The organism is Faecalicoccus pleomorphus DSM 20574 (assembly GCF_000420345.1).
GTDB lineage: Bacteria > Bacillota_I > Bacilli_A > Erysipelotrichales > Erysipelotrichaceae > Faecalicoccus > Faecalicoccus pleomorphus.
The window spans coordinates 130,830-145,795 of sequence record NZ_ATUT01000001.1; the positions used below are offsets into that span (position 1 = coordinate 130,830).

Annotated in this window: 13 protein-coding genes; 12 read left to right on the forward strand and 1 reads right to left on the reverse strand. The window is 40.1% G+C overall.

What is annotated here, in order from left to right:
* Positions 1-45: 45 nt before the first annotated feature.
* The 9 genes from G413_RS0100590 to G413_RS0100630 all read left to right on the forward strand — a co-directional run bounded on the left by G413_RS0100590 (position 46) and on the right by G413_RS0100630 (position 10,453).
* A complete protein-coding gene (locus G413_RS0100590; RefSeq protein ID WP_022789013.1) occupies positions 46-1,395 on the forward strand; it encodes a carbohydrate ABC transporter substrate-binding protein in 1,350 nt (449 codons plus the stop codon).
* 76 nt (positions 1,396-1,471) lie between these two features.
* Positions 1,472-2,353, forward strand: a complete 882-nt coding sequence (locus G413_RS0100595) for a carbohydrate ABC transporter permease (RefSeq protein ID WP_022789014.1) — start codon at positions 1,472-1,474, stop codon at positions 2,351-2,353.
* 11 nt (positions 2,354-2,364) lie between these two features.
* Positions 2,365-3,240, forward strand: a complete 876-nt coding sequence (locus G413_RS0100600; protein ID WP_022789015.1) for a carbohydrate ABC transporter permease — start codon at positions 2,365-2,367, stop codon at positions 3,238-3,240.
* A gap of 16 nt (positions 3,241-3,256) precedes the next feature.
* Positions 3,257-3,430 carry a DUF6903 family protein gene (locus G413_RS12015; RefSeq protein ID WP_022789016.1) on the forward strand — a complete coding sequence of 58 codons (174 nt, stop codon included), beginning with the start codon at positions 3,257-3,259 and terminating at the stop codon, positions 3,428-3,430.
* A 12-nt stretch (positions 3,431-3,442) separates the two neighbouring features.
* Positions 3,443-4,534 carry an ABC transporter ATP-binding protein gene (locus G413_RS0100610; RefSeq protein WP_022789017.1) on the forward strand — a complete coding sequence of 364 codons (1,092 nt, stop codon included), beginning with the start codon at positions 3,443-3,445 and terminating at the stop codon, positions 4,532-4,534.
* 11 nt (positions 4,535-4,545) lie between these two features.
* The gene (locus tag G413_RS0100615; protein ID WP_022789018.1) at positions 4,546-6,030 is read left to right on the forward strand and encodes a UDP-glucose--hexose-1-phosphate uridylyltransferase; all 1,485 of its coding nucleotides are present in this window, start codon (positions 4,546-4,548) and stop codon (positions 6,028-6,030) included.
* Entirely contained in the window at positions 6,027-8,171 is a 2,145-nt protein-coding gene (gene gnpA, locus G413_RS0100620; RefSeq protein ID WP_022789019.1) for a 1,3-beta-galactosyl-N-acetylhexosamine phosphorylase, read from the forward strand. Before G413_RS0100615 ends, gnpA begins: the two co-directional genes overlap by 4 nt.
* 69 nt (positions 8,172-8,240) lie before the next feature.
* On the forward strand, positions 8,241-9,320 hold the full coding sequence (locus G413_RS0100625; RefSeq protein ID WP_022789020.1) for a radical SAM/SPASM domain-containing protein: 1,080 nt from the start codon (positions 8,241-8,243) through the stop codon (positions 9,318-9,320).
* Positions 9,321-9,418: 98 nt separating this feature from the next.
* Positions 9,419-10,453: a M42 family metallopeptidase gene (locus G413_RS0100630; protein WP_022789021.1), complete on the forward strand. Its 1,035-nt coding sequence runs from the start codon at positions 9,419-9,421 to the stop codon at positions 10,451-10,453.
* A gap of 38 nt (positions 10,454-10,491) precedes the next feature.
* Here G413_RS0100630 and G413_RS0100635 read toward each other — a convergent pair whose 3' ends face one another.
* Positions 10,492-11,697, reverse strand: coding sequence for an acetyl-CoA C-acetyltransferase (locus tag G413_RS0100635; RefSeq protein ID WP_022789022.1), 1,206 nt, complete (start codon positions 11,695-11,697; stop codon positions 10,492-10,494).
* Between the two features lie 272 nt (positions 11,698-11,969).
* Between G413_RS0100635 and G413_RS0100640 the strand changes: the two genes are divergently transcribed.
* Genes G413_RS0100640 through G413_RS0100650 form a run of 3 tightly spaced genes read left to right on the forward strand, consistent with a single transcriptional unit; the run spans position 11,970 to position 14,962 of the window.
* The gene (locus G413_RS0100640) at positions 11,970-13,109 is read left to right on the forward strand and encodes an acyl-CoA dehydrogenase (RefSeq protein ID WP_022789023.1); all 1,140 of its coding nucleotides are present in this window, start codon (positions 11,970-11,972) and stop codon (positions 13,107-13,109) included.
* A 17-nt stretch (positions 13,110-13,126) separates the two neighbouring features.
* On the forward strand, positions 13,127-13,918 hold the full coding sequence (locus tag G413_RS0100645; protein ID WP_022789024.1) for an electron transfer flavoprotein subunit beta/FixA family protein: 792 nt from the start codon (positions 13,127-13,129) through the stop codon (positions 13,916-13,918).
* A 15-nt stretch (positions 13,919-13,933) separates the two neighbouring features.
* The gene (locus tag G413_RS0100650) at positions 13,934-14,962 is read left to right on the forward strand and encodes an electron transfer flavoprotein subunit alpha/FixB family protein (protein WP_022789025.1); all 1,029 of its coding nucleotides are present in this window, start codon (positions 13,934-13,936) and stop codon (positions 14,960-14,962) included.
* The last annotated feature ends 4 nt before the right edge of the window (positions 14,963-14,966 follow it).

Here is a 14,966-nt window from a genome sequence, read left to right on the forward strand (position 1 = left end):
TGTACACTTTAAGTAGTTAAAAGCTATGTTCAAAGGAGGATTATAATGAACAAATTAATGAGAGCCGGAGCTTTGGCTCTGGCAATGGCTACAATGGTTACTGGATGTAGCTCAGGAAGCACGGATTCGGGCGAAAAAGAAGTGCCAACAAATGATGACGGACAACGAATTTTGGCTTTCGATGCTTTTGAAGGTGGTAACGGTACAGAATTCTTGGAAGAAGCTGCCGCAGCATTTGAAGAAGCCAATCCGGAAGTTGACGTACAGATCCGATTCAGTAAAGAAATCGATCAGGAAATGCAGAAAGACAATGCATCTGGAAAATATGCTGACTTGGTTTACTACAACCTGGGACAGGCTTCCAATTATACAGAATCAATGCTGAATAATGGTAACGTTTTGGATATCAGCGATGTTATGGAAGAGGTTGCTGATGAAATCGATACTTCTATCACAGAACCTACTTCTGATTATTTCGGTGATGGAAAAGCATATCTGGCTCCAATCATGTACACACCTGCTGGATTATACTACAACAAAGCTGAATTATCAGAAGATCAGCTTCCTAAGACTTGGGATGAAATGTGGGCTTTAGGTGATCAGGTACATAGTGAAAACCCTGACAAATACTTATTCACATACCCAATCAAAGGATACTTTGACAACACTGTGTTAGGTATGCTGTATCAGGCTGGTGGAGAAGAATACTTCCAGAATGCTTTGAAATATGGTGAAGGAACTTGGGATTCTGATGAAGGTAAGAAAGTTCTGGAAACTATAGCTACATTGGTAGGACCTAACTATTTAGAAAAAGATACAGTTGCCAATGCCAACGTTGACGGTGGTTTCACAAAGAACCAGCAGTCTATGATCGATGGTAAAGCCTTATTTATGCCTAATGGTTCCTGGATCATCGGTGAAATGGCTGAAACTACACCGGAAGGCTTCTCTTGGGGTGTAATGCCGCTGCCTGCTTTTGAAGAAGGTGGAGAACGCGTTGTTACAACAATGACTGAACAAGTATGGATCCCTGCTGAAGCTGCTAACGTAGATGATGCAAAAGAATTCATCAAATTCTTGTATTCTGAAGATGCAGCTAAGATCTTTGCTTCTCACAACATTGTTTCACCAAGAAAAGATTCTGCTAGTTTGTTAGCTGACGAACAGTTAAAAGGTCTGTTTGATGTTTACAATCAGGAAGGCGTAAAAGCTGTTTCCGGTACATATGCTGCATACGATGCTACCGCTGTACCAGATGTTGATTTCAAGGGTACTATGTATGGACCAATCGAAGAAATCGCCAGCGGTAAAGAAGGTGTATCTGTTGATACATGGCAAGAATCACTGACTGAGCTTTGGACAACATTACGTGAACATCCATTAGCAAAAGAATAAGAAACACAGTGATATTTATAAAAAGCGGTGATTCTTCACCGCTTTCTTACTACTTAAAAGAGAGAGGTTGGACATTATGACAAAAAAGAAATCACAGCGCCGTTTTGTCATCGCCTGTCTGGCACCTGCCCTGGTTCTGGTTACATTGTTTATCGTAGTACCGACAATACAGGTATTCCGTTATTCACTGTATCAGAAAGCTGGATTTGTCGGCGGGGAGACGTTTATCGGCCTCAAGAATTTCCAAACTTTGTTTAACGATGATATCTTTCTGGAATCCATTCAGAATCAGATACTCATCATTGTGATCGTAACGATGTTTACGATCGTTCTGGCGATCTTGTTTGCGACATTATTAACACGTGAAAACTTCAAAGGAAAGAATTTCTTCCGTGTTATATTCTATATTCCAAACATTTTGAATATCGTTATCATCGCCGGTATTTTCTCAGCCATTTATGCTCCAAGCAATGGTTTGTTGAACAGTTTCTTATCCACGATTGGACTGGACAGCTTATGTCATCAGTGGATGGGAGATCCGGAAATTATCATCTTTTCGATCATCGGAGCTCTGGTTTGGCAGGCCATCGGATACTACATGGTTATGTACATGGCCAGTATGACATCCATTCCAGAAAACTTGTATGAAGCAGCTTCTTTGGAAGGTGCCGGAAAAGTAAAACAGTTCTTTATGATCACACTGCCATTGATTTGGGATAACATTCGTCAGACTTTGACATTCTTCGTTATTTCAACGATCAACTTAAGCTTCCTGTTTGTGCAGGTTAATACCGATGGACAATTTGGTACGCAGGTTATGTTGAATTACATGTACTCAAAAGCCTTCTCCGGAAATCTGGGGTATGGTATGGCCATTGGTGTAATTACCTTTATCCTGGCGTTTGCGATGGCAGGTGCATTGAATAAGGTCACAAAACGTGATCCATTACAGTATTAGGAGGTGCCTCGATGAAAAAACTTAAGAATTTATCACCACATTCCTGGTACAAGATCTTTGTATATTTTGCCATGATCGTCTTTGCGGTAACGATCATTATTCCGATTCTTTGGGTATTTTTGGCAAGTTTGAAAACACAGTTAGAATTAAATGCCGATAACCCATGGGCCTTACCGGCTGTACTGCAGTGGTCAAACTACGTGACGGCATTTGAAAAAGCCAGAATGGGCGATTATCTGTTAAATACGGTCATCGTGGTAGCTATGGCATTGGTAATCTTACTGGTAGTCGCATTACCATGTTCTTATGTACTGGCTCGTTTCAACTTCAAGGGAAAGAAATTTATGAATCTCTTGTTTATGGCCGGATTGTTCATCAATATGAACTATATCGTATTGCCAATCTATATGATGTTGTTTAACTTTGATAACATGCTTGGATTGACTAACTTTTTGATCGACAACAAGTTAGTACTTGCGATTGTTTATGCATCGACCAGTCTTCCATTTACAGTTTACTTGTTGACAGGTTACTTCCAGACGTTGCCAAAAGCTTATGAAGAGGCAGCATTGATTGATGGATGTGGCTATTTTAAGACCATGACAAAGATCATGATCCCAATGGCAAGACCTAGTATCATTACTGTTATTTTGTTCCAGTTTTTAGCTTACTGGAATGAATATATCGTTGCCTTTACATTGTTGCAGACAGATCATGCGACTTTATCTGTCGGATTACGTAATCTGATGCAGGCACAGCGTTCGGCAGCTCAATACGGTGTCATGTATGCCGGATTGGTGATTGCGATGGTTCCTACATTGATTTTGTATATCATCGTTCAAAAGAAGTTGACACAAGGTATGAGCCTTGGTGGTTTAAAAGACTAATTGAAGGAGGATGCATATGCAAAACAGCAATATCATTAAAACGATTTTGTCTTTGATTGCCTTTATTGTTTGTGTTGCATTGGTAGTCATCGGACAAAAAACGGTAGGAATCCCAAATTTGATGATGGAGATCGTTGGTGTCATTGGTATTATGATCCTGATCTATCTCTACAATCGAAAGTATCAGTAGGAGGAAAGTAATATGGCAGAATTGTCTTTAAGACATATAGATAAAGTCTATGATAACAATGTACAAGCTGTCTTTGATTTTAATCTGGAGATCAAAGACAAAGAATTTATCGTATTTGTAGGACCATCCGGATGTGGTAAATCAACGACACTTCGTATGATTGCCGGTTTGGAAGATATTACCGCCGGAGAGTTCTATATCGATGGAAAACTGATGAACGATGTTGAACCAAAAAACCGTGACATCGCCATGGTATTCCAGTCCTATGCGCTATATCCGCATATGAGTGTATATGACAATATGGCATTTGGCTTGCAACTTAGAAAAACACCAAAAGATGAAATCGATAAACGTGTAAAAGAAGCGGCTCGTATCTTGGAGATTACTGATTATTTGGATCGTAAACCAAAGGCATTGTCCGGTGGGCAAAGACAGCGTGTTGCCTTGGGGCGTGCCATTGTGCGTAATGCCAAGGTATTCTTAATGGATGAGCCTTTAAGTAACCTGGATGCCAAGCTGCGTGTGCAGATGCGCAGCGAAATCATTAAACTGCATGAGCGTATTGGTGCGACATCGATTTATGTTACCCATGACCAGACCGAAGCCATGACAATGGCCGATCGTATCGTTGTCATGAAAGCCGGTTATATCCAACAGATCGGTACACCAAAGGAAATCTACAACAATCCGGCCAATATGTTTGTGGCAGGCTTTTTAGGGGCACCGGCAACGAACTTCATTCATGGAACGTATGCCGATGGCATCTTTACCGCTGGAAATCACAAGATTCAAGTACCGGACATGTTCCAGGATGAGATGACAGCTTATAACGGAAAGAAAGTCATTATGGGTATTCGTCCGGAAGATATGCATGCCGAGGGTATCGTTGCCCAGACTTATCCAAGTGCTCGTTTTACCTTCCACATTGATGTAGCCGAATTATTAGGTCATGAATACATCCTGCATGGAACTTATAACGGAGAAGCTATGAGTGCAAAGATTGCATCTCGTCTGGAAGCCAAAGGACATGAGGATCTGGATCTGACCATGGATCTAAGCAAGATTCATTTCTTTGATCCAGAAACAGAAAATCGTATCGTATAAAAGGGATACGTATGGAAGCAATCATTGAAACTTTGCTGGAATATGCGATCGAGCAGCATTTGATGGAACCAAGCGATCGAATCTATGCCCGCAATCGTATTCTGGCCTGTTTAAAGGAAGAAGATTATACACCTACCAATCAAAGGGTATCCTATCACTATGTCAGTGAATTGCTGCAAAAGCTTTGTGATATCGCCATCAAAAAAGGAATCCTGGAAGATACTTTGCGAAACCGCGATGCATTTGATTCTCAGATCATGAATTGTTTCATGCCGCGACCTTCCGAAATGATTCAGACATTTGAAATGAAAAAAACTAATTCTCCTGTACTAGCAACCGATTATTTCTATCATACCAGCATCGCCAGTAACTATATTCGCAAGGATCGAATTGATAAGAATGTTTCATATAAACTGAATACAGAGTATGGCATTATGGATATTACCATTAATTTATCCAAGCCAGAAAAAGATCCCAGAGATATTGCCAAAGCTTCTAAGAGCATATCCACAAGCTATCCAGCCTGTGTGCTTTGTAAGGAATGTGAAGGATATTATGGAAGCCCTCGATGCGATGGCCGCAGCAACCATCGCATTATCCCTTTGAAATTAAATGGAGAAGACTGGTTCTTCCAGTATTCTCCCTATGTTTACTACAATGAACACTGTATTGTGTTAAAGGGTGAACATGTACCTATGAAAACATGTCGGGAAACTTTTATTCGACTGCTGGAATTTGTCGAACAGTTTCCACATTATTTCTTAGGTTCCAATGCCGATCTTCCAATCGTGGGAGGATCAATCCTGTCTCATGATCATTTTCAGGGTGGGAATTATGACTTTGCCATGGCCAATGCGAGAGTTGTTCAAAGATTTCAGCTGACAGAGGATGTAAGAGCCGATCGTCTGTTCTGGCCATTAAGCGTATTGCGCTTATCATCGGTGCAAAAGGAGACACTGATCGATGTAGCGGATACTATACTGCAAGTATGGCGGCAGTATGATGATCCAGCTGTTGAAGTTTATGCCAAAACAGATGGACAGATGCACAATACAATCACCAGTATTGCGCGTTATCGAAACAATCGATATGAACTGGATCTTGTATTTAGAAATAATCGAACAAGCAAGGAACATCCTATGGGGATCTTTCATCCGCATGAAGAAGTACATCATATCAAAAAAGAAAACATTGGTCTGATCGAAGTGATGGGACTTGCGGTATTGCCGGCCCGCTTAAAAACGGAAATGCAGGCAATGAAGGATTATTTATTAGATGGTACCTGTTCAGATCTTTTAGATTCTCATTTAGAATGGCTGCAGAATCTTCAACAATCCATCACCTGGACAAAAGAAAATGTGGAAGAACAGCTGCAAGAAGAAGTCGGCAAGATCTTTGTGGAAGGACTAAGACATTGCGGCATCTATTCTTTTGATGAAAAAGGAGATATTGCGTTTCAAAAATTGATTGACACAATAGAAGGGACATTAACATGATTAAACAAGGAAGAGTGACAGTACCAACTGATATCGATGTCATAGATGATACGATCGATATCATTCATCGCTGGAAAGCGGATGCGATTCGTGACTGCGATGGAACCGATATGCCAGAAGAACTTCGTTCAATGGATATTAAACAATATGCGACTTACTATACAACACGTAAAGATAACGCATGGGCCAAAGCAAATCCGGAAGAAATTCAACAAATGTATCTGATGTCTGATTTTGTAACGGCCAAAGAGACTGAATGTAAGATTCAGATCATGAAGCATTTCTATAAGGATCAGCTTAAACCCAACACGATCGATGATATTCATCGCTGGTGGGAAGTCATTGATCGTACAACGGATACCGTAGTGACAAACTGGGATTACGATGAAGAAAATCGCGAAGTGATCATTCATGATGCGATTCCTTATCATGCCTATACAGTAAGCTTTTTGGCATTTGTCATTTGGGATCCGGTTCACATGTACAATTCATTGACAAATGACTGGCAGGATGAAGAACATCAGATGACCTTTGATGTACGTCAGCCAAAGACACAAAAGTATGTACTGGAAAAATTTAGAAAATTTTGTCAGGAACGTGATGATGTAAACGTTGTTCGATTTACAACATTCTTTCATCAGTTCACATTACAGTTCGACGAACAGGCCAGAGAAAAATATGTTGACTGGTTTGGCTACAGTGCTTCGGTTTCTCCATACATCTTAAAACAGTTTGAAGAAGAAGTAGGTTATAAGTTCAGACCGGAATACATCATTAATAAAGGTTTCAACAACTCTACTTTCTGCGTACCGACAAAAGAATATCGCGATTTTATGGATTTCCAACAAAGAGAAGTCTGTAAGTTGGCTAAAAAGTTTGTCGATATTTGCCATGAATATGGTAAAGAAGCCATGATGTTCTTAGGCGATCACTGGATTGGTACCGAACCGTTTGGCAAGTATTTTGAATCTATTGGTTTAGATGCTGTGGTTGGTTCGGTAGGTTCCGGAACAACACTTCGTCTAATTTCTGATATCAAAGGTGTGAAATATACCGAAGGAAGATTTTTACCTTACTTCTTCCCGGATACTTTCCATGAAGGTGGCGATCCTTTAAAAGAAGCCAAGATCAACTGGGTGACTGCCCGTCGTGCAATTTTGAGAAGTCCGGTCGATCGGATCGGATATGGCGGTTATTTAAAACTGGCTTTAAAATTCCCAGAATTTATTGATTACATCGAAAAAGTCTGTGATGAATTCCGTGAGTTATATTCTCATGTCAACCAGCAGGAACCATATACCCTAATGAAGGTGGGTGTATTGAACAGCTGGGGTGAACTTCGTCGCTGGGGAACACATCTGGTACACCATGCGATCTGGTATAAACAGATTTATTCGTTTACCGGTGTTATGGAAGCTTTGAGCGGATACCCGTTCGATGTGCGTTTTATCAGTTTTGATGAAGTACGTAACGATCCATCCGTATTAAATGATATTGATGTCTTGTTGAATGTTGGTGCTGCTTATACAAGCTTTAGCGGCGGTGAAGAATTTGATGAAACCGTGATTGCCGTTCTGCGTAAGTATGTCGATAACGGTGGTGGTTTCATTGGTGTTGGAGAGCCAACAGCCTGTGCCAAGAATGGTAAATTCTTCACTCTTTATGACGTATTAGGTGTGGATAAAGAGTTGGGATTTACGATGCATACCGATAAGTATAACTGGGATACGCATGAACACTTTATCACCGAACAGTTAGAACATGAGGACTGGGGAGAATGTGTCAATAACGTGTATGCTTTACCAGGTACAAGGATCCTGAAGGAAAAAGATCTTCATGTAAATTTAGCTGTGAATGAATATGGTAAAGGACGTTCCGTTTATATTAACGGTCTTCCATTCAGCTTTGAAAATACACGTCTATTATATCGTGCGATTTTCTTTGCGGCACACAAAGAAAATGACATGAAGAAATGGTACAGTGACAACTATAATTTAGATGTCAATGTTTATCCATCAACCAACAGTTTCTGCGTTGTCAACAATACGTATGAACCGCAAAAATCGACAATTTATAAAGGTGATGGATCTAACTTTGAAGTGGAATTGGACGCTTGTGCGATTCAGTGGTTTGATATTTAGAATAAAGGGATTCTTCTTGTGAGGAATCCTTTTTTTGAGTATTTCATATAGATTTGATACACTATGAGTATGGCTTCTATCAGTTTTTTAATTAAACCGGCTTCTTCTTTATGCGATATGAATTGTCGTTATTGTTTTTATAAAGATGTGGTCAATCATCGAAAGAACCCTTCTTATTCCATCATGAAGGAAGATACGATGCACGCTTTGATTGATCGTGCTCTGGCATCGTATGAAGACATCACGTTTGCGTTTCAGGGTGGTGAGCCAACATTGGCCGGACTTACTTTTTACCATGCTTTTATTGCGTATGTCAATCAACGTAAAACGCATCAAAACATACACTATGCGATACAGACAAATGGTCTTTCCATCAATGATGATTGGTGTAAATTTTTTAAAAAGAATCAATTTCTTGTCGGTGTATCCTTAGATGGTTATCAGGAAAATCATGACTTTTTGCGATCGGATAGTCAAGGAAATCCAACTTACAAAAAAGTCATGCATTCCATCGATCGATTAAAAAAACATGCTGTCGATACTAATATTTTGATTGTTTTAACTTCGTATCTGGCAAAGCATCCACAAAAGTTGTTTCAATGGATCTTACAACATCAATTTTACTATGTGCAGTTAATTCCTTGCCTGGCACCGTTGGATGAATCAAGTCCATATGCTTTAACACCATCATTGTTTGCATCTTTTTATAAGGCGTTTTTTAATTTGTGGTTTGAAGAAGTAGAAAAAGGAAATTATATCAGTATTACTTTATTTGATAATTTGATTCTTTTGTTTCAGCATCGAAGGCCGCAATCATGCGGTATGTGTGGAAACTGCAGCTTTCAATCGGTTATCGAAGCCAATGGGAATGTGTACCCCTGCGATTTTTATGCCTTAGATGAATATGTTTGTGGAAATATAAAGACGGATGATGTAACTGCTATGATGCAAAGTGATGGTGCCAAAGCTTTTTTAAGACGTTCAAAACGTATCAGCAAAGCGTGTAAGAACTGTCCCTTCGAATTTATCTGTCATCAAAATTGTAAACGGTTGAATATCGCCTATTTTGATGATCATTATTGTGGCTACAAAGATTTTTTAAAGTATGCAGCTTTTCGTTTAGAGTTTTTAGCCAAGAAGTTCTACTAACGACAATCAAAGAATTTACCCATTTTGGATACGCTTTGTTTGATGGTAATACAATATAAAAGATAGATATCTTTAAAGATAAAGAGAGGATTATACGTATGGATAAAGAATACATATTGAGTTTTGCACAAAAATTGTTACAGGTGGATTCGCCAACCGGTTTTACAATGCACGCCATTGATTTTTTAGAAAAAGAAGCAAAGTCATTAGGCTATCAAACATTTCGTAACCAAAAAGGGAATCTGATGATTCAAGTTAAGGGAAAGGATACAAGCCGGACTTTGGGATTAAGTGCACATTGTGATACGTTGGGGTTGATGGTGCGTTCCATCAAAGAGAATGGATATTTGGCAATTACACCGATCGGTTCTCCGACTTTACCCACTTTAGATTCGGAATATTGCCGCATCTATACGCGTATGAATAAAGTCTATACAGGAACCATTTTATGCCAGGCAGCCAGTAAGCATGTGCATCCGGACGCCGGCAGTTTAGAAAGAAAAGCAGATACTTTAGAAGTACGTATTGATGAAATAGTAAAAAATAAAGAGGATGTTTTGAAACTTGGAATTTCAAATGGTGATTTTATTGCCATTGATCCAAAGACAACTGTTACAGAAAGTGGATTTATCAAGTCACGATTCTTAGACGATAAGATCAGCTGTGCTTGCTTGTTTTCAGTTTTGAAGACATTAAAGTATGAAAATATCATGCCTTCTACAAATCTGATTTTTTTGTTTAGTACGTATGAAGAGGTAGGCCATGGCGCTTCTGCCTTACCGGATGAGATAGATTCAATGTTGGCAGTAGATATGGGATGTATCGGTTTAGACCTGTCTTGTACAGAATATGATGTCAGCATTTGTGCTAAGGACAGCAGTGGCCCTTATGATTACCAAATGACAAGTGATCTGATTCGTCTGGCTAAAGAAAAACAGTTATGTTATGCTGTTGATATTTATCCGATGTATGGCAGTGATGTGTCTGCCGCCTTAAAGGGTGGAAATAATATCAAAGGGGCATTGATTGGCCCAGGAGTACAAGCTTCGCATGGTATGGAAAGAACGCATTATAAGGCTTTGGAAAATACGGTTGAATTGATTATGAGCTATATCACAAAAGAAAACGAGTAGGGTATTTGCACTCTACTCGTTTTTAGAATCAGAATGAATTAATCGCACATCTTCACGATAACGGCAGCACCTTGTCCACCACCGATACATAAAGAGGCAAGACCGGTCTTCAAACCACGTTTTTTCATTTCATATAAAAGTGTAACTAAGATACGGTTACCACTGGCTCCTACTGGATGTCCTAAGGCAATGGCACCACCATTGACGTTGGTTTTCTTTAAGAATTCTTCACGATCCATACCCGTTGCCTCTTCCAATTCATGTATTACACCTAAAGACTGAGCGGCAAAGGCTTCATTTAACTCAACCAATTCCATGTCATTGATAGAAAGATCAGCATATTTTAAAGCGTTTAAAATAGCTGGGGTAGGACCTAATCCCATTACGCGTGGATCTACACCACCTTGACCAAATCCAATGACTTCGGCAATTGGTTTTAAATTGTATTTTTTAACGGCATCTTCACTGGCTACGATCGTAAAGCTGGCTCCATCGTTGATACCGGAAGCATTACCGGCTGTAACTGTTCCATCTTTGGAGAAAGCTGGTTTTAATTTTGCCAGTTTTTCCATGCTTGTCTGACGTGGATGTTCATCGGTATCAAAAGTGACTTCACCTTTTCTTGTACGATAAGTAATTGGAACGATTTCATCTTTAAAGCGTCCGGACTCGATCGCTGCCAATGCTTTTTGTTGACTGGCCAGGGCAAATTCATCCTGCGCTTCACGAGAAATGTTATACTTTTTGGCAATGTTATCGGCTGTAACACCCATATGAATTCCATACATGGCATCGGTCAAACCATCGTGCAGCATAGAGTCGATCAATGTCATGTTTCCACTTTTTACACCTTTACGAATGGTATAAGGAGTAAGGAAAGGGGCGCGAGTCATGGATTCTACACCACCGGCTACATAAAGATCACCGAAGTTGGCCTGGATACGAAGGCAGGCTTCCATAACAGCTTTTAAGCCAGATCCACATAACATGTTGATAGTCTGGGCACATACTTCTACCGGTACTCCGGCATTAAAGGCCACATGACGGGCGATGTTTTGTCCTAAACCTGCGGCAATAACGTTACCGATTAAAACTTCATCTAAGTCTTTAGAATCGATACCGGCCTGGGCAATGGTTTCTTTGAGGACAGTAGCACCAAAATCAGCAACATCAACATCGGTCAAAGAACCCATGAAGGTTCCTACGGCGCTTCGTTTGGCAGCTACGATATAAGCTTTTCTCATTATTTTATCTTCCTTTCTGCTCGTATAAGAGACTTGTCACGCATAGAATAATCCAATTCAGAGGGGATGTCAACAAACTTGTGAAAAAAATAATAAGTGAATTTTGCTCGTGAAAAAGCGGCTAAAAATAACTTGTTAATTTTTGCACAAACTTATTGACGGAAAGATTATAACTTTGTACAATAAACATGTATGAGAAGTTTTGAAACTTTTTTCATGCTTACGATATCCAAAAGTCGAATGGTTCAAAGAAAGAAAGGAGAACTTCATCTATGGATTTCAATTTAACAGAACAACAAAAAATGATGCAGAAGTTGTTCAGAGAAGTTGCGCAAAACGAAGTTAAAGAAAACGCAGCGGATGTTGACGAAAACGAACGTTTCCCTAAGGAAAGCGTTGAAGTTATGCGTCAGGCAAAAATGTTGGGAATTCCGTATCCACGTGAATATGGTGGTGCCGGAGCTGACTATTTGTCATACATTTTAGCCGTTGAAGAGCTTTCTAAAACTTGTGCAACAACAGGTGTTGTATTAAGTGCCCACACATCTTTAGGTACATGGCCAATCGCTCAGTTTGGTACTGAAGCACAGAAACAGAAATATTTACCGGATCTGTGTACAGGTAAGAAATTAGCAGCCTTTGGTTTGACAGAACCAAATGCCGGTACCGATGCAGCTGGTCAGCAGACTACGGCTGTATTAAAGGGAGATCATTATGTATTGAACGGTACAAAGATCTTTATCACAAACGCCGGAGAAGCTGATGTTTATATCATCTTTGCGATGACAGACAAATCAAAAGGAACACATGGTATTTCTGCTTTTATCGTTGAAAAAGGAATGCCAGGATTCACTTTCGGTCTTCATGAAAAAAAATTGGGAATCCGCGGTTCTGCCACAAGCGAACTGATCTTCAATAATGTAGAGATTCCGGTAGAAAACTTATTAGGAAAAGAAGGACAGGGCTTCAAGATTGCGATGATGACACTGGATGGCGGACGTATCGGTATCGCAGCTCAGGCTTTAGGTATTGCCCAGGGAGCTATCGATGAAGTTGTTCCTTATGTAAAAGCTCGTAAACAGTTCGGTCGTCCGATCTCTAAATTCCAGAATACACAATTCCAGTTAGCCGATATGCAGTGCAAAACTGATGCAGCTCGTCTGTTGGTTTATCGTGCTGCCATGGCAAAAGAAAATGGTGAAAAATATACGGTATTAGCTGCCGAAGCAAAATTATTTGCCGCTGAAGTTGCGATGGAAGTTACAACCAAAGCAATCCAGTTGATGGGTGGATATGGTTATACACGTGATTTACCAGTTGAAAGAATGTTCCGTGATGCAAAGATTACCGAAATCTACGAAGGTACTTCTGAAGTACAGCGTATGGTAATTTCTGGTGCGGTATTACGTTAGAAAGGAATTGTTGAAATATGAAAATTGTCGTTCTAGTAAAACAAGTACCAGATTCTACTGAAATTACAGTAGATAAAAAGACTGGTACATTGGTTCGTGATGGCGTTCCAAGTATCATCAACCCAGATGATCTAGCTGGTTTGGAAGCTGCATTGGAATTAAAAGATGCCAATCCGGATGTAAAAGTAACTGTTGTATCTATGGGGCCTCCGCAAGCAAAAGGTATGCTGCAGGAAACAATCGCTCGTGGAGCGGATGATGCATATTTGATCACTGACCGTCGTTTGGGTGGTGCCGATACTTGTGCTACAAGCCGCACTTTGGCTGCTGCCTTAAAGAAGATCGGATTTGATTTGATCATCGCCGGACGTCAGGCTATTGATGGTGATACAGCTCAGGTTGGTCCGCAGACTGCTGAACGTTTGGGATTGCCTCAGATCACATATGTTGATCAGATTATTGAACTGACACCGGAAAAAATCACGGTTAAAAAAGCCTTGGAAGAAGAAGAACAAATCTTAACTTCTAAGATGCCTTGTGTATTAACTACATTATCCGGAATGAACAAACCTCGTTATATGAACTGCGTTGATATCGTAGATTCTTTTGACAAACCGGTAAACATCATGACATTTGATGATTTAGATCTGGATCTTTCCGTTGTTGGTTTAGCTGGTTCTCCAACTAAGGTTCATGCGACATTCACAAAAGAAGTCAGCGCTGAAACAAAAACATATGAACTGTCTGCACAGGAAACTGCAGAATTGATTGCTAAAACATTGAAAGAAAAGCAATTGATCACGAAGTAGGAAGGGGAACACAAAATGGCAAAATTTGAAGGATACAAAGACATTTATGTATTTGTTGAACAGAAAAATGGAACCGTTGCCGAAGTTGGTTACGAATTGATTTCCGAAGCTAGAAAATTAGTTGCCAGCATTCCGGAAATGGGATATCAGGTTGTCGGTGCTCTGTTAGGTTCAAATATTACAGATAAAGCACAGGATGTCATTGCACATGGTGCTGATAAAGTCATCGTTGTTGATGATGAATTATTAAAAGATTATTCTACACAGTTCTATACAGATGCATTAACTCAGATCATCAAAGAATTCAAGCCAGATTCTTTCTTGACAGGAGCTACTGTATTAGGACGTGATTTGGCTCCACGTGTAGCTGCTCGTATCAATGCTGGTCTAACAGCTGATGCTACTAAGATCGAAATCGATACAGAAAAGGCAAAAGACGGAGAAGCTTTATTGTTGGTAACACGACCAACATTTGGTGGAAACTTGTTTGGTACTATCGTTTGTCCGGATACTCGTCCACAGATGGCTACGATTCGACCAAAAGTATTTGATATGGCTCCAGTTGATGCAAGCCGTACAGGAGAAGTTGTATCATTTGCTCCAAAATGGGAAACAACTGAACCAGAAGTTACCATCGACAAAGTTGTAGAAAAAATCGTTGAAGGTGTAGATATCACAAAAGCAAACATTCTTGTTGGTGCCGGACGTGGTGCGGAAGGATGCTTGGATTTGGTAGAAGCCTGCGCGAAAGAATTAGACGGTGTTGTTTGTGCAACTCGTGCCGTAGTAGAAGATGGATACATGGATAAAGCTTTACAGGTTGGTCAGACTGGTAAGACGGTTCGTCCAAGCTTATACATCGCTTGTGGAATTTCCGGAGCTGTTCAGCACGTAGCCGGAATGGAAAAATCCGATATGATCATCGCCATCAACCGTGATCCTCAGGCTGAAATCTTTACGATTGCCAATATGGGATTTGTCGGTGATGTCAACGAAGTATTACCTTTGTTAGTAGAAGAAATCAAAAAAGCAAAAGCTGCTTAAGGAG

Bases quoted from the DNA above. Each gene is read 5' to 3' on its own strand.
- G413_RS0100590 (WP_022789013.1), top strand. From the start codon at position 46: ATGAACAAATTAATGAGAGCCGGAGCTTTGGCTCTGGCAATGGCTACA.
- G413_RS0100595 (WP_022789014.1), top strand. From the start codon at position 1,472: ATGACAAAAAAGAAATCACAGCGCCGTTTTGTCATCGCCTGTCTGGCA.
- G413_RS0100600 (WP_022789015.1), top strand. From the start codon at position 2,365: ATGAAAAAACTTAAGAATTTATCACCACATTCCTGGTACAAGATCTTT.
- G413_RS12015 (WP_022789016.1), top strand. From the start codon at position 3,257: ATGCAAAACAGCAATATCATTAAAACGATTTTGTCTTTGATTGCCTTT.
- G413_RS0100610 (WP_022789017.1), top strand. From the start codon at position 3,443: ATGGCAGAATTGTCTTTAAGACATATAGATAAAGTCTATGATAACAAT.
- G413_RS0100615 (WP_022789018.1), top strand. From the start codon at position 4,546: ATGGAAGCAATCATTGAAACTTTGCTGGAATATGCGATCGAGCAGCAT.
- gnpA (WP_022789019.1), top strand. From the start codon at position 6,027: ATGATTAAACAAGGAAGAGTGACAGTACCAACTGATATCGATGTCATA.
- G413_RS0100625 (WP_022789020.1), top strand. From the start codon at position 8,241: ATGGCTTCTATCAGTTTTTTAATTAAACCGGCTTCTTCTTTATGCGAT.
- G413_RS0100630 (WP_022789021.1), top strand. From the start codon at position 9,419: ATGGATAAAGAATACATATTGAGTTTTGCACAAAAATTGTTACAGGTG.
- G413_RS0100635 (WP_022789022.1), bottom strand. From the start codon at position 11,697: ATGAGAAAAGCTTATATCGTAGCTGCCAAACGAAGCGCCGTAGGAACC.
- G413_RS0100640 (WP_022789023.1), top strand. From the start codon at position 11,970: ATGGATTTCAATTTAACAGAACAACAAAAAATGATGCAGAAGTTGTTC.
- G413_RS0100645 (WP_022789024.1), top strand. From the start codon at position 13,127: ATGAAAATTGTCGTTCTAGTAAAACAAGTACCAGATTCTACTGAAATT.
- G413_RS0100650 (WP_022789025.1), top strand. From the start codon at position 13,934: ATGGCAAAATTTGAAGGATACAAAGACATTTATGTATTTGTTGAACAG.